Origin of the sequence: Cryobacterium sp. SO2 (genome assembly GCF_026151165.2) — a bacterium.
Classification (GTDB): Bacteria; Actinomycetota; Actinomycetes; order Actinomycetales; family Microbacteriaceae; genus Cryobacterium.
Genome location: NZ_CP117849.1, coordinates 544492 through 564530, shown reverse-complemented (window position 1 = coordinate 564530; position 20039 = coordinate 544492). Strand labels below are relative to the sequence as shown.

The 20039-nt window shown below is 70.6% G+C and carries 12 protein-coding genes; 1 reads left to right on the top strand and 11 read right to left on the bottom strand.

The genetic code is table 11. The annotated features are described in order from the left end of the window. Positions 1 to 53 precede the first annotated feature (53 nt). The 8 genes from BJQ94_RS02635 to BJQ94_RS02600 form a co-directional block, all read right to left on the bottom strand. On the bottom strand, positions 54 to 1226 hold the full coding sequence (locus BJQ94_RS02635) for a GGDEF domain-containing protein (RefSeq protein WP_265398351.1): 1173 nt from the start codon (positions 1224 to 1226) through the stop codon (positions 54 to 56). Positions 1227 to 1257: 31 nt separating this feature from the next. Then, positions 1258 to 2919: a PAS domain-containing sensor histidine kinase gene (locus tag BJQ94_RS02630; RefSeq protein WP_265398350.1), complete on the bottom strand. Its 1662-nt coding sequence runs from the start codon at positions 2917 to 2919 to the stop codon at positions 1258 to 1260. A 17-nt stretch (positions 2920 to 2936) separates the two neighbouring features. Further along, positions 2937 to 4199 carry an EAL domain-containing protein gene (locus BJQ94_RS02625; RefSeq protein ID WP_275875591.1) on the bottom strand — a complete coding sequence of 421 codons (1263 nt, stop codon included), beginning with the start codon at positions 4197 to 4199 and terminating at the stop codon, positions 2937 to 2939. Next, a complete protein-coding gene (locus tag BJQ94_RS02620) occupies positions 4118 to 5335 on the bottom strand; it encodes a hypothetical protein (RefSeq protein WP_275875542.1) in 1218 nt (405 codons plus the stop codon). The genes BJQ94_RS02625 and BJQ94_RS02620 overlap by 82 nt, the downstream gene beginning before the upstream one ends. Positions 5336 to 5385: 50 nt before the next feature. Beyond that, positions 5386 to 6483, bottom strand: coding sequence for an aspartate-semialdehyde dehydrogenase (locus BJQ94_RS02615; RefSeq protein WP_265398348.1), 1098 nt, complete (start codon positions 6481 to 6483; stop codon positions 5386 to 5388). A gap of 378 nt (positions 6484 to 6861) precedes the next feature. After that, complete coding sequence (locus BJQ94_RS02610) at positions 6862 to 8157, bottom strand: aspartate kinase (protein WP_265398361.1); 1296 nt, start codon at positions 8155 to 8157, stop codon at positions 6862 to 6864. A gap of 521 nt (positions 8158 to 8678) precedes the next feature. Continuing rightward, positions 8679 to 9278 carry a recombination mediator RecR gene (gene recR, locus BJQ94_RS02605; protein WP_265398347.1) on the bottom strand — a complete coding sequence of 200 codons (600 nt, stop codon included), beginning with the start codon at positions 9276 to 9278 and terminating at the stop codon, positions 8679 to 8681. Next, positions 9279 to 12140, bottom strand: a complete 2862-nt coding sequence (locus BJQ94_RS02600; protein ID WP_275875541.1) for a DNA polymerase III subunit gamma and tau — start codon at positions 12138 to 12140, stop codon at positions 9279 to 9281. Between the two features lie 441 nt (positions 12141 to 12581). Here BJQ94_RS02600 and BJQ94_RS02595 point away from each other — a divergent pair, with 441 nt between their 5' ends. After that, positions 12582 to 13994, top strand: coding sequence for an amidase (locus BJQ94_RS02595; protein ID WP_265398023.1), 1413 nt, complete (start codon positions 12582 to 12584; stop codon positions 13992 to 13994). Positions 13995 to 14381: 387 nt separating this feature from the next. On the opposite strand, the gene BJQ94_RS02590 is transcribed toward BJQ94_RS02595, so the two are convergent. Genes BJQ94_RS02590 through BJQ94_RS02580 form a run of 3 tightly spaced genes read right to left on the bottom strand, consistent with a single transcriptional unit; the run spans position 14382 to position 20037 of the window. After that, complete coding sequence (locus BJQ94_RS02590) at positions 14382 to 16355, bottom strand: glycoside hydrolase family 35 protein (protein ID WP_265398022.1); 1974 nt, start codon at positions 16353 to 16355, stop codon at positions 14382 to 14384. 2 nt (positions 16356 to 16357) lie between these two features. Continuing rightward, complete coding sequence (locus BJQ94_RS02585; protein ID WP_265398021.1) at positions 16358 to 18502, bottom strand: beta-galactosidase; 2145 nt, start codon at positions 18500 to 18502, stop codon at positions 16358 to 16360. After that, complete coding sequence (locus BJQ94_RS02580; RefSeq protein WP_265398020.1) at positions 18499 to 20037, bottom strand: alpha-N-arabinofuranosidase; 1539 nt, start codon at positions 20035 to 20037, stop codon at positions 18499 to 18501. Before BJQ94_RS02580 ends, BJQ94_RS02585 begins: the two co-directional genes overlap by 4 nt. Between the last annotated feature and the right edge of the window lie 2 nt (positions 20038 to 20039).

Genomic DNA, 20039 nt, shown 5'->3' with positions numbered 1-20039 from the left:
CAGCGGGCGGGTCACCGGGTTTCGACACGCTCAACCAGCGGGCGGGCGCATCGCTAGACCGGGTTGGCGGCCTCGGTGACGACGGCGATGTCGTTGCCGCCGCGCTGCTTGACGATGCCGATCGCCAGGGTCGTCGCCTCGGTGAGCTCGGCGAGGTCGTAGCCGTGGTCGAAGGTGTCCGCGATGCCGAAACTCGCCGTGAGGCGGATCTGGTACGACTCCCCCAGCGGGCCGTCCACGAGGGCGTTCTGGATGCGCTCGGTGATCGTGCGAGCCTCGGAGGCGGAGCCGACCGCGGCGAGCACGAAGAACCGGCCGGCGGCCGGGTGCCCGATCTGCGCGAGCAGCGGCGCACTGCTGCGCAGCGTGTCGGCGAAGCGGGCGATGGCCTCGTCGCCGGCGGACCGGCCGAACGCCGTGTTGATCTCGGGCAGGTTGTCGATGTCGGCGCCGATCAGGGCCAGGCCGAGCTGGGAGCGTTTGCCCCGCTCCAGGTGGTCGGCGGCGGCCTGCCGGAACGACGTGGCCGAGAGCACGCCGGCTGCGGAGTGGATGCCCACCGTGATGTCGCCGACGGCGCTGCTGCCGACACCCTCTGCACGCAGGATCGACACGGCGATGCACGCCGTGACGATGAGCGCCATGTTGAGGATGGAGGTAGTGCCGGAGTCGAAGTAGGCGAGGAAGGTGGGGCTGTCGACGCCGGCGACGAAGAACTCGACCGCCCGGGCCGCGTAGAACACGGCCACGACGAAGAGCACGATCGAGAGGATGCGTCCGTTCACGTTGCGGCGCAACCGGCCGCGGAGGGCCTCGTAGCCGCCGAGGGCGCCCATCGCGGCCACCACCAGCCAGAGGGGGCCGGCTCCGGCCCATTCGCCGCCGTCCGGGCCGGCCGCGAGGGTGATGACACCCACGACCGCCGAGAGGCTGCCAACTACGAGGAAGCCGGAGCTGCGGAGGTTGTACACCCGGGAGCCGCTCCAGAGCGCGCCGACGGCGATGACCAAGCTGGTGTTGGCGACGGTGATCGACCACCACGCATCCGCGCTGACGATGTAGACGCCGTAGCCGACGGCCACCATCATGCCCGCCACGAACGCCAGGCTCCACAGCCGGCCGGGCGGGTCGTTGCGGTTGAGCGCCGTGTTGAAGATGAATGACACCCCGCACAGGATGACGATCAGGCCGCTCAGCATTTGCAGGGTCGGTCCGTCTAACAGCATTTTTCCCCCTGTCGGGCGTGGCAGACCACGCTCAACCTCTGTTCACCGGGAGCGTGGCGATCGCCGTCGTCCCCTTGCCCTTGACGGATTCCAACCGCAGGTCTCCGCCGTGCTCACGCATGATCTCGCGGCTGATGTTCAAGCCCAGTCCAGTGCCGTGCACGCTGGAGCCGCGCACCGAGTCGGCGCGGTAGAACCTGTCGAAGAGGTTGCCCTGTTCGTCTTCGCTCATGCCCCGGCCTGTGTCGGTGACCCGCACCTCGAGGCCGAAGGCGACCTCCCGCATGCTCACGCTCACCGTGCCGGAGTCCACGTTGTACTTGATCGCATTGGAGAGCACGTTGTCGATCACCTGGCGCAGCCGGAACGCGTCGGCGACGACGCTGAGCTCGGGCAGGTGGCCCAGTTCCAAGCGGATGCTGCGCTGCGAGGCCAGCGGCACCGCGGACTCCACCGCCTCGGTGAGGATGGCGGCGATGTCGCAGGGTTCCAGGTTGAGCGCCAAGCCTTCGTTGGATGCGCTCGCCGCGGTGAGCAGGCCCGACACGATCTCGAGCAGCCGGTCGGCGTTCTTCGACGCGATCTCGAGCATCCGCCGGGTGTCGGGGTCGACCCGCTCATCGTCGAGGGCCAGCTCGAGGTAGCCGAGAATCGAGGTGAGCGGGGTGCGCAGCTCGTGCGAGACGGAGGCGACGAGGTCGTCCCTGGCCTTGACCGCCCGCACCTCGGCGGTGACGTCACGGCTGACCAGGACGCCGCCGTCGAAGCGGCCGCTGGGGTCGTTGATGGGCCGGGCCGAGATGAGGATGGCGGACTGCTGCTGGTCGGGCGAGCCCAGCCACACGGTGACCCTGTCCACGGTCTCCCCGCGCATGGCGCGATGGGTGGGCCGCTCGTGCTCCGGGTAGGGGGTGACGCCGTCTTCCTTGAAGACGATCTCGGCCAGGCCGATACCGTCGCTCACGCCGTAGCGGCTGAGCAGCATCCGCTGGGCCCGGTTCATGAAGTTGACCCTGGCGTCGCGGTCGTAACCGACCACACCGAAGTCCACGGCATTGAAGATCTCGTCGAGGGTCTGCTCCTGGCGGCGCGAGCGCTGCAGCGCGGTCTCGAACAGACCGGCCTGCTGGGTGAGCAGCACCCGCTGGGCCTGGCCGCGGCGGGTGGAGGTGTAGGTGACGGAGGCGACGAAGGCGAGCATGATCGTCACCACGGCCAGCAGCGGCGCCTGGGTGGTGGCGTACCCGCTGGCGTTGAGCGGGTCGGTGAGGAACCGCATCGGCAGGCCGGCCCAGAGCAGCAGGGCGGAGAAGACGACGCTGCCGGTGGCGCCGGCCTGGCCGAAGTGGGTGGACATCCAGATCACCGGGAACACGAGCAGGAAGCTCACACCGAGATTGGGTTCGGCGATGCGGGCCACCGTGAGGCCCAGGATGTCCAGCAGCGGCAGCACGACGATGTAGATCTTGGGGAACCGGCGCCACGGCACCGCGGCGGCCATGCCGGTGGCGGCGAAGATGATCATCACGCCGAGGAAGTACAGCGGGTCGGCGAACATGACCGGCCGGGTGAGCACGGAGACGCCCACAAGGAGCAGCACGGCAGCGGCGAGCAGCAGCTGGGAGAGGAAAACGCTGCGCTCGACGCGCTCACGCACGCCCGCACGGGGCATCCTCGAAGTGTGCTCGACCATAGTGCGACCCTAGCGTTCTAGAGCGGCAGCTCAGACGCGGCGCGCACGGGCAGCACGGCGTCTGCGCCGAATTCCTCCAGGCGGGCCAGGGTCTTCTCGAAGCTGCGCGGCACCCCGTAGTGGAAGCCCTGGGCGCTGCGGATGCCGAGCGAGGTGAGGTGGTCGGCCATCGCCTCGTTCTCGACGCCTTCGACGATCATCGAGTACTCGAGGTTGTCACCGAAACCCTGCAGCGCCGTGAGCACCTCGCGCTGGCGCACGTCGTCGAGGTCGTCGACGAGGCTCTTGTCGATCTTGAGGATGTCCATCGGCATCCGCACCAACGCGTCGACGGAGGAGTCCTGGGAGCCGTAGTCGTCGAGGGCGATCATGATGCCGATGTCGCGGAGGTGGTCGGCCTGCGCGCGCACGGCAGTGGACACCCGGGCGACGGACCGCTCGTTGAGTTCGAGGCAGAGGGAGATGCCGGGGTAGCGTTCGGCGAGCTCTTCCACGAAGGACCCGACGCGCTGCGGCAGGATCTGGCCGGCTTCGACGTTGATGGTCATGCAGACGATGCGCGGTTCGATCAGACGGAAGTCCGCGGCGGCGGCCATGGCCTTGAGCGCCACCTGGCGGGTGAGCGCGTCGAGCCGGCCCAGGCTCTTGGCCTTCTCCACGAGCGACGGCGGCGACAGCGGCCCGAGCTCCGGGTCGGTGTAGCGCACCAGGGCCTCGAACGCCCAGATCTGACCGGTGACCAAGCTGACGATGGGCTGGAACGCGAGTTCGAGCAGGTCCTCGTCGATGGCGCGGGCCACGATGTCGTTCATCTGCGAGGAACGGTGCCCGGAGATGTTGATGCTGCTCTCATTGGCCGGGCCGCCCCGGCGGCGGGACTTCTTGATGGCGAGCATGCTGCGGTCGGCGTCGCGGAGCAGCTGGTTGACATCCGTCTCGCGGTGCGCGGAGTAGGCCAGGCCGATGCTGAGGATCGGGTTGATCACGGAGCCGCTCACCGGGAGCGGTTCGCCGGAGGCCTCCATGATGCGTTCGGCGAGCAGCTTGGCCTCGGCGAGGGAGGACAGCCGGGTGAGGATGACGACGAACTCGTCGCCGCCGACCCGGGCGACGACGTCGTAGGGGCGCACCACGGCGCTGAGGCGGCGACCGAGTTCGCTGAGGATCTCGTCGCCGGCCTGGTGGCCGTAACGGTCGTTCATCCGTTTGAAGTCGTCGAGGTCGATGAAGAGCACCGCGAGGGCCTCGGAGTAGTCGCGGTGGTCGTTGATGTTGGCCAGGGCATCCTGGAAGGCGCCGTAGTTGGGCAGGCCGGTGAGCGGGTCGGTGTTGGCGCGGATGGTGAGCCCGCCGATGCTCTCCCTGGCGGTGAAGACCACGTCGGCGGTGTGCGCGAGGGCCTCGAGGGCGCGGCGGTCGTCGCGGGTGAACGGCACGTCCATGACGTCGCGGCGGGCCACCAGGTACTGGCCGCCGAGCACGCTGATCGCCAGCGGGGCGTCGATCTCGCCGCGGCCGGCCGGGTCGTGGCGGATACTGACCGATTCGACGCCGATGGTGTCGGAGACCGCGTGCAGCAGCACGGTGGCGAGGTCGGCGCTGGTGCTGGCCGGGCCGATGACGATGGGCGTGACCACTCCCCGGCGTGGGTGTAGTGGTTGGTGGCGTTGAGGTCGATCACGCCGGCCACGACGCCGGCAAGGCGACGGCGCATGGCCATGGCCCGGATGATGAGGATCGCGCCGGTGCCGACGACGGCGAGCGGCAAGAGCGTGGCCGCCACCTCGATGGTGCTGGTGCGCATTTCGATGAACGGATGCGGCCACACGGCGATGGAGCCGCAGAGCAGGGCGTAGCCGAGCACGATGACGAGCACCCGGGGCACGGAGTACGGCGCATCCGTGATCTCGCCGTGCTTGTCGAAATGCCGGCGCAGGCCCTCGATGACGATGACCGTGACCTGGTAGCCGAGCGCGGCGCCGGCCACCACCACTGCGAGGGGCAGCCCGGCCGCCTGCAGCGCGGTCTGCACGCCGATCGCCGCGATGCCGCCGACGCCGACGACGCCGGAGGCGAAGAGGGCGATCTCGGGGCGGCGGCTGCGCACGAGCACGAAGGCCAGCACGCCCAGGCAGGTGAGCCCCAGGGCGGTCCACGGGGTGAATGCGGGCGCCAGGGCGAGCATCACCACGATGGGCAGGCTGATCACGGGGGTTTGGTGCGGCAGCCGGCCGAGCCGGAACCGCGGCATGTCGAGCAGGCCGGCGCAGAGCACCCCGACCGTGGCGATCAGCCACAGCTGCGGGGAGGCCGCGCCGAACGCGATCACGGCGCGCACGATGAGCACCGCTGCTATGACGGCGAAGATGCCGAAAACCAGTCGCCGCGCCGCAGTCGCACCCCTGATGGTCTCCATTGTTCCGAGACTAGTGGAGTCGGGAGGCGTGACGGTTCAGTGCGCGCAAACTACCTGACGGCGAGTTTCGCCGCCAGCAGTTCGGCGATCTGCACGGCGTTGAGCGCGGCTCCCTTGCGCAGGTTGTCGTTGCTGATGAACAGGGCCAGTCCGCGGCCGTTCGGCACACCTTCGTCCTGACGGATGCGACCGACGAAGCTCGGGTCGGCGCCGGCGGCCTGCAGCGGGGTGGGGATGTCGGAGAGCTCGACGCCGGGGGCGGTGCTGAGCAGTTCGGTGGCGCGGGCGACCGAGATCGGCCGGGCGAATTCGACGTTGATGGAGAGGGAGTGGCCGGTGAAGACGGGCACACGCACGCAGGTGCCGGAGACCAGTAGCTCGGGCAGGCCGAGGATCTTGCGGCTCTCGTTGCGGAGCTTCTTCTCCTCATCCGTCTCGAACTGGCCGTCGTCGACGATCGACCCGGCCAGCGGGATGACGTCGAACGCGATCGGGCGCTTGTAGACGGTGGGCTCGGGCATGCTCACACTCGAGCCATCGTGCACGAGCTGGAAGAGGTTGTCGTCGCTGGCGGCGGCACGGATCTGGGTGGCCAGCTCCTGCGCGCCGGCCAGGCCGCTGCCGGAGACCGCCTGGTAGGTGCTCACGATGAGACGCTCGAGGCCGGCCTCGTCGTGCAGCACCTTGAGCACGGGCATGGCGGCCATGGTGGTGCAGTTGGGGTTGGCGATGATGCCCTTGACGGCCTGGTCGATGGCCTCCGGGTTGACCTCGCTGACGACCAAAGGCACGTCGGGGTCCATCCGCCAGCCCGACGAGTTGTCGACCACGGTGACGCCGGCAGCGGCGAAGCGCGGCGCCTGGCTCTTGGAGAGGGTGGCGCCGGCGGAGAAGATCGCCACATCCAGGCCGGTCGGGTCGGCGGTCGAGGCGTCTTCGACGACGATCTTATCGTCGTGCCAGGGCAGGGTCGTGCCGGCCGAGCGCGCCGAGGCGAAGTAGCGGATGCTGGCGACCGGGAAGTCGCGCTCCTCGAGCAGGCGACGCACGACGGCGCCGACCTGGCCGGTGGCGCCGACGACGCCGATGTTGATGCCCGCACGGGTGCTGCTGCTGGGTGCGGTGCTGGTGGCTGCGGTGCTGGTCACTGTGTGGTCCTTACTCAGTCAAATCTCGTGCCGGGGTGTCTGTGATGCCGGGGTGTCTCGTGGTGCCGGGGTGTCTCGTGCCGGGTGTCTCATGCCGGGTGTGCGCGTAACTCCTGCAATTCTCCCCGTTCGGCGCGGAAACCGGGCCAAACGGCTGTTTTTGGCAGAAAGTGCAGGAGTTATGCCGTGGAACGGGGTGGGGCTGGTGGTTCGGCCTGGCGTGGATGCCCGGTGCGCAACTGTTGCCGATGCGGACAAATGGTCCCGGCGTACCGGGCGTAAATGTCCGCTTCGGGAACAGTTGGTCGCCGCGGGACCCTCGGGGCGGATGCTCGGGGAGCAGCTGCCGGGCGGGCGCGGCCGGGCGTGGTTCGCGGCTTAGCGGCCGGTGCCGCCGTGCACGACGGCATCCGCGTCGCTGTCGAGGCCGAACGCAGTGTGTACCACGCGCAGGGCCTGGTTGATGGTGTCGGCGCGGGTGACGACCGAGATGCGGATCTCGCTGGTGGAGATCATCTCGATGTTGATGCCGGCCTCGAACAGCGCCTCGAACAGCTTGGCGGAGACGCCGGTGTTGGTGCGCATCCCGGCGCCGACCAGGGCGAGCTTGCCGATCTGGTCGTCGTACTGGAGGCCGGCGAAGCCGACGTTCTCCTGCTCGTTCGTGAGCGCGGTGAGCACCCGCTGGCCCTCGGACTTGGGCAGCGTGAACGAGATGTCGGTCAGTCCGGTGGCGGCAGCCGACACGTTCTGCACGATCATGTCGACGTTGGCGTTGGTCTTGGCGACGATCTTGAAGATCTGCGCGGCCTTGCCGGGGATGTCGGGGACTCCGACGACCGTGACCTTGGCCTCGCTGAGGTCGGCGGCGACCCCCGCGATGATGGGCTCTTCCACTGTCTCTCCATTCGATACTGCGGCGGCAAGCGGGCTGGGGGCGCCCGCGTTGTAGACGATGGTGCCGGTGTTGTTGTTGAACGAGGATCGCACGTGCAGGGTGACACCGTGCCTGCGGGCGTATTCCACGGCACGGATATAGAGCACCTTGGCACCGGCGGCGGCGAGTTCGAGCATCTCCTCGCTGGAGACGCGTTCGAGCTTGTGTGCCTTGGGCACGACGCGGGGGTCGGCGGTGAAGATGCCGTCGACATCCGTGTAGATCTCGCAGATGTCGGCGCCGAGGGCGGCGGCCAGGGCCACGGCCGTGGTGTCGGAGCCGCCGCGGCCGAGGGTGGTGATGTCTTTGGTGTCGCGGTTGAAGCCCTGGAAGCCGGCGACGATGACGATGGCGCCCTCGTCGAGCGCGTCGCGGAGCCGGCCGGGGGTGACGTCGACGATGCGCGCGGCGCCGTGCTGGGCATCCGTGATCATGCCGGCCTGGCTGCCGGTGAACGAGCGGGCGTCGTAGCCCATGCTCTTGATGGCCATGGCGAGCAGGGCCATGGAGATGCGCTCGCCCGCGGTGAGGAGCATGTCGAGCTCGCGGGGCGCGGGGATGGGCGTGACCTCGTGGGCGAGGTCGAGGAGCTCGTCGGTGGAGTCGCCCATCGCGGAGACGGCCACGACGATGTCGTTGCCGGCCTTCTTGGTGTCGACGATCCGCTTGGCGACGCGTTTGATGCTCTCGGCGTCGGCAACGGATGATCCGCCGAACTTCTGCACGATCAGGCTCACGTGGGCACTCCTGGCTTCCGGGTACGCGGAGACATCCCGCGTTCCCATCCTAAATGCGTTCGTATTCTCGGTCGTTCATGTGACGGAGTGTGCGCGCGCCGACGCTGACTGGCCCATTCTTGCTAGTCGTGAGCGCCTCCGCACTAGCAATTCCGGGCCAGTCATCTCCGCGGGTTCGATGACTGGCCCATTCTTGCTAGTCGCGAGCGCCTCCGCACTAGCCAAAATAGGCCAGTCATAGAGGGGAGAAGCCCGGTTCGTGTCACGGTGGAGCGCTATATGCGGGCAGACGTGCGGCGCACGAGGTGCCCGTCCGGGCATCCGGGCATCCGGGCATCCGGGCATCCGGGCATCCGGGCATCCGGGCATCCGGGCATCCGGGCACAAGTGTTGCCGAAGCGGACAAATGGTGCCGGCACACCGGGCGCAGATGTCCGCATGGGGAACAGTTGTCGCGGCACCCGGGCCGCGGCGGGCGCGACGGGGACGGGCGCAGGGCGCCCGGGCCGGGGCGGGCGCGGCTAGGAGGTGACGGTGCGGCGGCCCTCGAAGGCGCGGCCGAGGGTGACCTCGTCGGCGTACTCGAGGTCGCCGCCGACGGGCAGGCCGGAGGCCAGGCGGGTGACCTTGATCTCGAGGGTGGTGAGCAGCCGGGAGAGGTAGGTGGCGGTGGCCTCGCCCTCGAGGTTGGGGTCGGTGGCGATGATCACCTCCTGCACGGTGTTGTCGGCGAGGCGCGTCATCAGCTGGCGGATGCGCAGATCGTCGGGTCCGATACCGTCGATGGGGCTGATCGCCCCGCCGAGCACGTGGTACAGGCCCTTGAACTCGCGGGTGCGCTCGATCGCGACGACGTCCTTGGCCTCTTCGACCACGCAGATCGAGGTGGGGTTGCGGCGCGGGTCGCGGCAGATCATGCAGGTGTCCTGCTCGGAGACGTTGCCGCAGATCTCGCAGAACTTCACCTTGTCGCGCACCTCGAGCAGCACGTTCGCCAGGTGGGTCACGTCGAAGTTCTTGGTCTGCAGGATGTGGAACGCGATGCGCTGCGCCGACTTCGGGCCGATGCCGGGCAGGCGGCCGAGCTCGTCGATGAGTTCCTGAACGATTCCTTCGTACATTTAGTTGTCGTTCCTCTGTCGCGAGATCGGGTCGTGCGGCTGCTCTTCGATGAAGGTGGCGCCGAGGATCTCGCGCACCACGGCCTCGCCGTAACGCTGCTTTTCCGCGAACGCGGGCGAGCGGCGGGCCGGGGCGCCGCCGCGCTGGGCGGATGCGTTCGGCGCGGTCGGGGCGGATGCCGGTGGTGCCGACTGGCCGGGGGCCTGCTGTTGGCGCGGCGCCTGCTGCGGGGCCGAGCGGGCATCGCGACCGGTCTCCGGCGGACCGGAGAAGGACTGCGGGTCGGGCGGGAGGTCGTCGTAGGGCGGCGGCTCCTCGTCGAAGGGCGGCTCGAAGTCGGGCTCGGGGGCGTAGTCGGGCTCTGGGGCCGACTGCGACGCCGCGGCTCGTCCGCCCTGGCCGACGTCTGCGACCGGCGAGCCGGTAACGGGTGCGGAGACCGCAGGCGCGCTTGCCGTTGCCGCGCTGGGGGAACCCGCGACCGACGCGTTGGCGGAGGAGGCGATGCTGGCCGGCTCGGTCGCTGCCGTCTCGGCTGCGGCCAGGGCGGCGGCGGATCCGGGAATCACCACCGTTGCCCAGCCGGTGGAGGTGGCGGGCGGTGCGAGCGTGGCGGTGGCGGTGCTTGAGGTGGCTGCGCCGGCGCTTGAGGTGGCTGCGCCGGCGCTTGCGGTGGCGCTGCTGGACGACTCGCCGAAGGCGGACGAACCGGCTGACGGCACGGCGGTGGGGGCGCCTGACGCCGGCGGGGTGCTGCCCAGTGACGGCGCATCCGCTGACGCGGAGGCATCCGTCGGCGCCGCGCGGGAGGGAGTCGGGGACGGCGCATCCGCGAGTTGCCCCGGAGCGGACGAGTTGCCCTGCTGCACCGGGGCAACTGGTCCGGAGGAGGGCAGGTCGGCGGCGGGAGCGGAGCCCGGGGCGTGCCCGGTGTTCGAGGGGAAGGCCTCGGAGTCGGCGCGGGCGATGAACTTCACGCGCAGACCGAGCACCTTGACGATGGCGCCGCGGAGGAACTCGCTGACACCCTGGCCAGGGGCCTGCTGCGCCTTGAAGCCCTGCATGTCCTGCTCGCTGGGGAAGGACAGCACGAGCACGTCTTCGCCGCGCAGGTCGAGCACGCGCGCGGTGTACACGACGAGCCAGGCGCTGAGCTTGACCTCCTTGACGGCGTCGAGGATCTGCGGCCAGGCATCCTTGATCTGCGCCAGGGTGACCGGGCCCACCGGGCGCGCGGGAGCTGCGGCCGGCGCGGCGGGTTCGGCCGGGCTGGCGGCGGGCGTGACCGGGCCGCTGGCGGCGGATGCTCCGGCGCCGGCAGCCCCGGTGGCTGACGCGCCAGACGCGGCAGGGGTTCCGGTGGCGGAAGCCGCACCGGCGGTGGAACCCGCGGCTGGGGTGGAACCTGCGCCGGCGGATGCGCCAGCGGACGCAGCGGCCCCGGCCGGAACGGCGCCGGAGGCCTCTCGGTCGGCGGCGGCAGTTTCGATAGGGACTGCGGCCGGGGCTCCGGGTACGCGAGTGGCCCAGCCCGAGCCGGCCGGGGCGGGCGCCGACGAGGCCGGGGAGGTTGCGGCCGGCGCGGCGGCACTCGAAGCTGGGGCCGCGGACGGGGCTCCGGCGGGCGGGGCGGCGGGCGTGCGCGGGGCCGAGGCGGCGGGCGCGGCCGGGGCCGGCGCATCCGTGGGGCCGCCGTCGACGCCGATGCGGCGTTCGAGGCGTTCGACGCGGGCGAGCGCGCCGCGGGTGGTGTCGTCGGTGGCGGGGATGAGCGCGCGGGCGATCATGAGTTCGAGGTGCAGGCGCGGCGAGGTGGCGCCGGTCATCTCGGTGAGGGCGGCGTTGAGGATGTCGGCGGTGCGGCTCAGCTCGGCCGGGCCGAACTTGGCGGCCTGCACGGCCATCCGGTCGAGTTCGTCCTGCGGCACGCCGCGCAGCACCGCGGCGGCACCGGCGGCGCTGGTGGCGGCCACGATGATGAGGTCGCGCATGCGCTCGAGCAGGTCTTCGACGAAGCGGCGCGGGTCCTGGCCGGTCTGGATCACCCGGTCGACGGCGTCGAACGCCGAGGACGAGTCGCGGGCGGCGATGGCGTCGATGGCGTCGTCGAGCAGGGCCGCGTTGGTGTAGCCGAGCAGGGCCACGGCGCGTTCGTACTCGATGGCATCCGTCTCGGAGCCGGCCATCAGCTGGTCGAGCAGCGAGAGGGTGTCGCGGGGCGAGCCGCCGCCGGCGCGCACCACGAGCGGCAGCACGCCGGGGGCAACGCTCATGTGCTCGCTGTCGCAGAGCTGCTGCACGTAGTCGAGCATGGGTGCGGGCGGCACCAGCCGGAACGGGTAGTGGTGGGTGCGCGAGCGGATGGTGCCGATGACCTTCTCGGGCTCGGTCGTGGCGAAGATGAACTTCACGTGTTCCGGCGGCTCTTCCACGATCTTGAGCAGCGCGTTGAAGCCCTGCGGGGTGACCATGTGCGCCTCGTCGAGGATGAAGATCTTGTAGCGGTCGCGGGCCGGCGCGAAGATGGCGCGTTCGCGGATGTCGCGGGCGTCGTCGACACCGTTGTGGCTGGCCGCGTCGATTTCGACCACGTCGAGGGAGCCGCTGCCGTCGCGGGAGAGCTCGACGCAGCTGGGGCAGACGCCGCAGGGGGTGTCGGTGGGGCCCTCTGCACAGTTGAGGCAGCGGGCCAGGATGCGCGCGGAGGTGGTCTTACCACAGCCGCGGGGTCCGCTGAAGAGGTAGGCATGATTGACCCTGTTGGTGCGCAGGGCGGTCATGAGCGGATCGGTCACCTGTGACTGACCGATCATTTCGGCAAAAGTCTCTGGCCGGTAACGGCGATACAGGGCGGTAACCACGAGGTCAATGGTACTTGTTGCCACCGACACCCCGGGTGGGTCGTGCACAGGGCGGCGGATGCGCGGCGAGCGCGGGCATCCCGATGCCGGAGCCGGACGGTGCAGTGCCCGACGGCCGCCGGGTGCGGGCGCCGACGGCCGCGCGGTGCGGGACCCCACGCAACTGTGCCCGCTCCGGACAAATGGTCCCGGCACACCGGGCGCAATTGTCCGTACGGGGAACAGTTGGCACGGGAGTGGGCCCGGCGCGACCGCCGGGGCGGCGTGCGGGCCCCCTCCCGAAACAAGGCTTTAACACTGGTGAGCCCAGCGTTTACATGCCGGACCCGTGGGAGGCCCGCAGCGGCGGGGCAGCACGGCAGGATGAACTCAGAGTTCGGTGGTGTCCGCGATTTGCGGGCATCCGCACGTGCGGGCATCCGCACCTGAAGGGGGAACGTCGTGGTCGATCTGGAATTTCGGGGCGTTGGTGAACTGCGGGATCTGATCGCGACCGGGGAGGTGACGGCGCGGGAGGTAGTGCAGCACAGTCTGGAGCGCATCGGCCGGCTCGACCCGGTGCTCAACGCCTTCGCGTGGGTGCGCGGCGCCGAGGCCCTCGCCGAGGCGGACGAGCTGGACCGGGAGCAGGCGGAGGGCCGGCTGCGTGGGCCGTTGCACGGGGTGCCGATCGCCATCAAGGACGAGAACGACGTGGCGGGACTGCCGACCGCGTACGGCGGCGCATCCGTGACGTCGTCCGCCGCGGCGGACAGCGAGCTGGTGCGCCGGCTGCGCGCGGCCGGCGCCGTGATCGTGGGCAAGACCCGGATGCCCGAATTCGGGATCTGGCCGTGGACCGAGACCAGCGCCAACGGGTACACCCGGAATCCGTGGAATCCGCTGCGCTCCCCCGCCGGCTCGAGCGGCGGCACCGCGGCCGCGGTGGCCAGCGGCATGGTGCCGGCCGGTATCGGCGGCGACGGCGGCGGGTCGATCCGGCTGCCGTCGAGCTACTGCGGGCTGTTCGGCCTCAAGCCGCAGCGGGGCCGGATCAGCGCCGCGCCCAACGCCGACCTCTGGCGCTCCCTCGGGGTGCTCGGCCCGCTGACCCGCAGCGTGGCCGACAGCGCCCTGATCTACGACGCCGTCGCGGGCAGCACCGCGGCCGACCGGTTCTCCGCGCAGCCGTGGACCGGATCGTTGGCGGCCGCCGCCACGACCGCGCCGGCCCGGCTGCGCATCGGGCTCGCGGTGAAGAACCCCGGCGGCGGCCCGGCCGCGGATGCCGAGACCACGGAGGCCCTGCACCGGACGGCTCGGGCGCTGCGTGACCTCGGCCACGAGGTCGTGGAAGTTACCCCCGCGTACCCGAAGCTGGCCCTGCCGTTCATGCTGCAGGTTCTCGGCGGGGTGAGCGATGAGGCTGCGCGGGTGGAGCATCCGCGGCTGCTGGAGAAGCGCACCCGCACGATGGTGCGGATCGCCCGGCCGTTGCTGGCGTTCAGTGCGGCCGCCGAGCGGCGCGGCATCGCCGACGGCGAGCGGTTTCTGGCCAGCCTGTTCGACGGCATCGACCTGCTGCTGATGCCCACCACCCCCACTCCCGCCGTGCCTGTGGGCCAGCTCGACGGGCGCGGTTTCTGGGCAGCGATGGCCGCGGCGACGCCCACGGCATCGTTCACGTCGATCTGGAACGTGCTGGGCAACCCGGCAGCGGCGATCCCGACCGGGTTCAGCGTGGACGGGCTGCCGCTCAGCGGCCAGGTGGTGGGGCCGGCGAACTCGGAGGAGCTGGTGATCGCGGTGTGCGCCCAGCTGGAGCGCGTGCAGCCCTGGGCCGACCGGCGCCCGCCTGTGGGCGGTCGCGGCTGAGGGCATCCGGCGCGCGAGTTGCCCCACTACGGACGAGTTGCTCCGGTGCGCCGGGGCAACTCGTCCGCAGTGGGGCAACTCGGCAGGGTGAGGGGGCGTGGGATGCGTCGCGAGCATCAGGGCGCGCGGATGCGGGCACCGCGGATACACACGAGGCGCGGACCGCAGACTGGGTCACCTGGTTTCGACAAGCTCAACCAGCGAGACTGGGTCACCTGGTTTCGACAAGCTCAACCAGCGAGACCGGGTCACCTGGCTTCGACAAGCTCAACCAGCGGAACGGGCGCACCAGGCGCACCAGGCGTTGCAACTGTGCCCGAATCGGACTTTTGCGCCCGGCGCACCGGACGCAATTGTCCGCATGGGGAACAGTGGGGCGGGAAGGGGTTAGAAGTCGGTGTGGCCGAGGTCGGGGCGGGAGACGAAGCGGGCGAGGGTGCTCTCGGTGCCGTGCAGGCACAGGATGACCAGCTCGTTCTCCGCACGCAAGGCCGGGCCGGGCACGTAGAGGGTGGTCTGCGGGCCGCGGTCCCAGAACCGGCCGAGGTTGAAGCCGTTGATCCAGGCCTGGCCCTTGCCCCAGCCGGCGGTGCTGAGGAACAGGTCGACGCCGGGCTGGGCGTCGAACCGGCCGCGCGCGAACGCCGGACCGCTGAGCGACCCGGAGTCGACGGGCGGGACCAGGGTGAGGGTGGCCGCGGCATCCGTGGAGCTCGGACCCGTGGCCCGCGCGGTGAGCGTGGGGGTGGGGGTGAGGTTCACGGCGAGGTCGAGATCCACGTCGAGGTCCAGGTCCACGGCGTGCGACCCCGCGCCCCGGTGGGTCGGCTGCGCGGCGAAGAGTGCGCTGTCGGATGCGACGAAAGCGTCGACATCCAGCGGCAGCACCTGCCAGCCGCCGAGCTGCACCCCGTCGAGGGTGGCCGGGCCGATCAGGCCCTTGTCTTCGCCGATGCGCGGGCCGTAGTTGACCCGGCCCTGGTCTTCGACGAGCACGTCGAGGCGCTCCCCCGGCGGCAGGCTGATCGAGCGGTCGTGGTGGTCGCGGTGCAGCACACCCACCGCGGTGCCGTCGACGAAGACCTGGGCGCGGTCGCGCACCTCGCCGAACGACAACACCCGGGCACCCGGCGTGAGCCGGTTGCGATACAGGGCGAACCCCGTGTACTGGCCGAGGGCATCCATGCTGGGCAGGCCGGATGCGGCGGCGATGCTGGGCAGGCCGGATGCGGCGGGCACTCCTGGGCTGCTGGTGAGCGCCGCCGCCGGCGCGACGGTGTCGGTCAGCTCGGGCAGCGCGTCCCAGAGCGAGACTGACTCGTCGAGTGCCACCGTGAAGGCCGGCGCATCCGTGGCGGGCGCGGGCAGTTCGGCGGGCACCGGCGCGTACCGGGCCAGCACCTGGCGGAAGGCGAGGTACTTGGCCGTGATCTCGCCGCTCTCGGAGAGGGGCGCGTCGTAGTCGTAGGAGGTGACGGTGGGCTGGTAGACGCCCTTGTCGTTGGCGCCGTTGGTGAAGCCGAAGTTGGTGCCGCCGGTGAACATGTACAGCGACACGGATGCGCCGGTGGCGAGCAGGTCGTCCAGCTCGCGGGCGCTCTCGTCCGCGGAGGTGGTGTGGTGGTGCGCGCCCCAGTGGTCGAACCAGCCGTTCCAGAACTCGGCGCACATCAGCGGGCCGGTCGGCTGGTGACGGCGCAGGGTGGCCAGGCGCTCGGTGGCGCGAGAGCCGAACGAGCCGGTCTTGTGCAGCTCGGGCAGGCTGCCGTCGGAGAGCATCTGGTCGGTGGGTTGGTCGATGGTGGTGAGCGGCACCGTGATGCCGCCGGCCCGGTTGAGCTCCACGAGGGCACGCAGGTAGCTCTTGTCATTGCCGTAGGCGCCGTACTCGTTCTCGATCTGCACGAGGATGACGGGGCCGCCCCGGTCGATCTGCCGGGACGCCACGATCGGCAGCAGCTGGTCGAAGTACTCGGCCACGGCCGCCATGTAGAGCGGTTCGTTGCGGCGCACGCCCACGGCGGGGTCGGTGAACAGCCAGCCGGGCAGTCCCCCGTTGTCCCACTCGGCGCAGATGAACGGGCCGGGCCGCACGATGGCGTACAGGCCCTCGGCGGCGATGAGGTCGAGGAACCGGGCCAGGTCGAGCTGGCCGGTGGTGTCGAAGTCGCCGCGGGCGGGCGAGTGCGCGTTCCAGGCGACATAGGTCTCGATGGTGTTCAGGCCCATCAGCTTCGCCTTGTGGATGCGGTCGGCCCAGTGGTCCGGGTGCACCCGGAAGTAGTGGATGGCGCCGGCCAGCACCTGGAACGGCTGCCCGTCGAGGAGGAAGTCGGTGTCGCCGATCGCGAAGGTGCCCATGCTCAAAGATCCGTTCGTGCGCGGCCGAGCACGGCAACGCCGGTGGCCGGGAGGGTCAGGGTGTCGGCGGCCAGAGTGCTGCCGCCGAGGTCGAGCGCACTGAGCCGGCCGTCGGCCGGGCGGAGCGCCACGGTCACCGCCCGCGCCGAGTGGTTGATGTAAAAGAGGTAGTCCTGGGTGTCGCCCTGCCGCACGGCGAGCTGCACGGTGCCGTGCACCTCCTCCGGCAGCAATGACTGGATGCCGGCCTGCGCCGCGAACCGGCCGACGAGCGCCGCGAGGGCGGCGGGGTCGAGCACCGTGGCGACGAAGCTGGCCCGGCCGGCGGCGCCGGCGAGGCTCGGTAGCATCCGGCTGGTGATCGCCGGCACGCCGGGGAACGGGCCGTCGTCGAAGCGCGCGAGCACCTCGACGTCGGGCTGCACGGTGACGTCGTGGGTGAGCAGCGAACCGGTGGACCCGGCCGGCAGCTCGCCGGTGAGCCGCACGGTCTGGCCGGCGAGCAGGCCGCCGAACTCCTCCGCGCGCACACCGAGCAACTCGCGGAACGCGCCCGGGTAGCCGCCGGGGTGGATGTGGTCGTCGGCGTCGGCAATGCCGGAGAACACGCCGACCACCAGGTGGCCGCCGGTGCGGGCGTAGTCGGTGAGCGCATCCGCCAGCGCCTGCGGCACCAGGTAGAGCATCGGGGCGATGACGAGGTCGTAACCGGCCAGGCCGTGCCCGGCCAGCACCGAGCGGGCCGGCACGATGTCGGCCTGCAGGCCGTTCGCGAGCGCGGCGGTGTACCAGGCCATGGCCTCGGCCTTGTAGCGCAGCAGCTCGGTGGGGTGCGAGTCGAGCTCGGACGCCCACCAGGAGTCCCAGTCGAAGAGGATGCCGATGCGGGCCTGCTGGGTGCGGCTGCCGGCCACCTCGGCCAGCGCGGCGAGCTCCCGGCCGAAGCCGGCGACGTTGCGGAACACCGTGCTGTCCTCCCCCGCGTGCGGCAGCATCGCAGAGTGGAACTTCTCGGCGCCGGCCAGCGACTGCCGCCACTGGAAGAAGCAGATCGCGTCGGCGCCGTGCGCCAAGTGGGTGAGGCTATCGCGGCGCAGCTGCCCTGGCGTCTTGGCCTGGTTCACCGGCTGCCAGTTGACGGCGCTGGTGGAGTGCTCCATCAGGAACCACGGCGCCCGGCCGGCGATCTGCCCGGTGAGGTTGGCCGAGAAGGAGAGCTCCTCGAACGCCTGCGGGTCAGCCACGAGCAGGTAGTGGTCGTTGGAGACCACGTCGACCTCGGCGGCCCAGTCGGCGTAGTCCATGCCGCGGGTCTCGCCCATCACCATGAAGTTGGTCGTGATCGGCACCTCCGGGGTCACCTGCCGCAGGATCTCGCGCTCGGCGATGAGGTAGTCCTTGAGGGCGTCGCTGGAGAAGCGGGCGAAGTCGAGCTGTTGGGTGGGGTTCGGATGCGTCGCGGCCAGGCGCGGCGGCAGGATCTGGTGCCAGGTGGTGTAGTTCTGCGACCAGAACGCGGTGCCCCAGGCCCGGTTGAGTTCCACGAGCGAGCCGTAGCGGGCCTGCAGCCAGTCGCGGAAGGCGCCGGCGGCGTCATCCGAGTAGTCGTAGACGTTGTGGCAGCCGAGTTCGTTGCTGATGTGCCACATCGACAGGGCCGGGTGGTCGGCGTAGCGCATGGCCATCTTCTCTACCAGAGCGAGAGCGTAGCGGCGGAAGACGGGTGAGGTAGGACGCCACTGCTGGCGTCCGCCGGGCCAGATGGTCTCGCCCAGGCGGTTGACCGGGAGCACCTCGGGGTGCAGTTCGGTGAGCCACGGCGGCGGGCTGGCGGTGGCGGTGGCGAGGTCAACGGCGATGCCGTTGGCGTGCAGCAGGTCAATGGCGCGGTCGAGCCAGCCGAAATCCCAGCTGTCGATGGTGGGCTGCAGCAGCGCCCAGGAGAAGATGCCGACGCTGACGATATTCACGCCGGCTTCGCGCATGAGCCGCATGTCGTCGGCCCAGACCTCTTCGGGCCACTGCTCGGGGTTGTAGTCGGCGCCGTAGCCGATGCGGGCGGCGCCGGCGGGCAGGCTCTCGGTGCCGTCGGCGAGGGTGTGCGCCTCGGGCCAGCGCACCCAGCGGGTGGCGGTCAGGGCGCTCATGCTGCGCTCCGGGCGGCCAGGCGCACGATCGACCAGGACAGTGCGGGCAGCACGAGGGTGGCCAGCTCGCCGTCGTCGGCGAGCGTCACCGCCGTCAGCGGCACCGGATGCACCGTGTCCTGGTGGTCCACCGCGTTCGTCGCGAACCGGTCACCGCCCTCGGGCGCGAACAGGCTCTCGGCCGACAGCACCGAGCGAGCGGGGGCCCCGGCCAGGTCCACCTCGAGGGTGAGCGCGGAGGAGCTGGACCGGTTGACGAGGAACAGCACGATCTCGTCGTCGGTGGCGGTCACCGCCGCATCCACCAGGTCGACGGTGCCATAGGCGGCCGTGTCGTACGAGTCGGAGTGGATGGTGGCGGCCAGCACGTCGCCGCGGGCGGCCGCGGCGGTGAGCGCGAACGGGAAGAAGGTGCTCTGCCGCCAGGCCGGCCCGTTCGGCTCGGAGCGGATCGGGGCGATCACGTTCACCAGCTGGGCGAGGTTGGCCATCGAGACCCTGTCGCTGTTGCGCAGCAGGGAGATCAGCAGCGAGCCGACGACGACGGCGTCGCTCACGTTGTACTCGTCTTCGATCAGGCGCGGGTGGGTGTTCCACTCGCCGCTGAACAGGGGTTCCTTGTCGACCTCGTTGAACCGGGTCTGGTACCAGACGTTCCACTCGTCCACGCTGATGCCGATGAACCTGTCGACGCCGGCGGCGACGGCCACCTCGTCGATGATGGTGGCGACGGCACCGATGTAGCGGTCGAGGCCCACGGCGGAGGCGAGGAAGCTGCCGAGGTCGCCGGGGGTCTCCTCGTAGTAGGCGTGCAGGGAGATATGGTCGACGAGGTCGATGGTGTGCTCGAGCACCGTGCGTTCCCAGTTCCCGAAGGTGGGCATCTGGTCGTTGGAGCTGCCGGCGACGACGAGCTCAACGGCGGGGTCGACCCAGCGCATCACCCGGGCGGTCTCGGCGGCGAGCCGGCCGTATTCCTCGGCGGTCTTGTGGCCGATCTGCCACGGGCCGTCCATCTCGTTGCCGAGGCACCAGACGCGGATGCCGAACGGCTCGTTCCGGCCGTTGGCCCGGCGCTGGTCGCTGAGCGCGGTGCCGGCAGAATGGTTGCTGTATTCCAGCAGGGCCGCGGCATCCGCGATGCCCCTCGTGCCCAGGTTGACGGCCTGCATGACCTCAACGCCGGCCTTCTCGGCCCAGTCGGCGAACTCGTGCAGGCCCACCTCGTTGGTCTCCACACTGTGCCAGGCCACGTCCAGGCGCACCGGACGGTCGGCGATGGGGCCGACGCTATCTTCCCAGCGGAAGCCGGAGACGAAGTTACCGCCGGGGTAGCGGATGAGGCTCGGGTTCAGCTCGCGCACCAGCTCCAGCACGTCTTCGCGGAAGCCAGCCGGGTCGGCGGTGGGGTGGCCGGGCTCGTAGATGCCCGTGTATACCGACCGGCCCATGTGCTCCACGAACGAGCCGAACAGGCGGGGCGAGACGGGCGCGACGACGTCGTCGCGGGTGATGCTGAGCCGGGCGTGCAACACGG

What these genes read in the sequence shown, in the direction of transcription:
- BJQ94_RS02635 (WP_265398351.1), bottom strand. Translation starts at nt 1,226, where the DNA reads ATGCTGTTAGACGGACCGACCCTGCAAATGCTGAGCGGCCTGATCGTC.
- BJQ94_RS02630 (WP_265398350.1), bottom strand. Translation starts at nt 2,919, where the DNA reads ATGGTCGAGCACACTTCGAGGATGCCCCGTGCGGGCGTGCGTGAGCGC.
- BJQ94_RS02620 (WP_275875542.1), bottom strand. Translation starts at nt 5,335, where the DNA reads ATGGAGACCATCAGGGGTGCGACTGCGGCGCGGCGACTGGTTTTCGGC.
- recR (WP_265398347.1), bottom strand. Translation starts at nt 9,278, where the DNA reads ATGTACGAAGGAATCGTTCAGGAACTCATCGACGAGCTCGGCCGCCTG.
- BJQ94_RS02590 (WP_265398022.1), bottom strand. Translation starts at nt 16,355, where the DNA reads ATGGGCACCTTCGCGATCGGCGACACCGACTTCCTCCTCGACGGGCAG.
- BJQ94_RS02585 (WP_265398021.1), bottom strand. Translation starts at nt 18,502, where the DNA reads ATGAGCGCCCTGACCGCCACCCGCTGGGTGCGCTGGCCCGAGGCGCAC.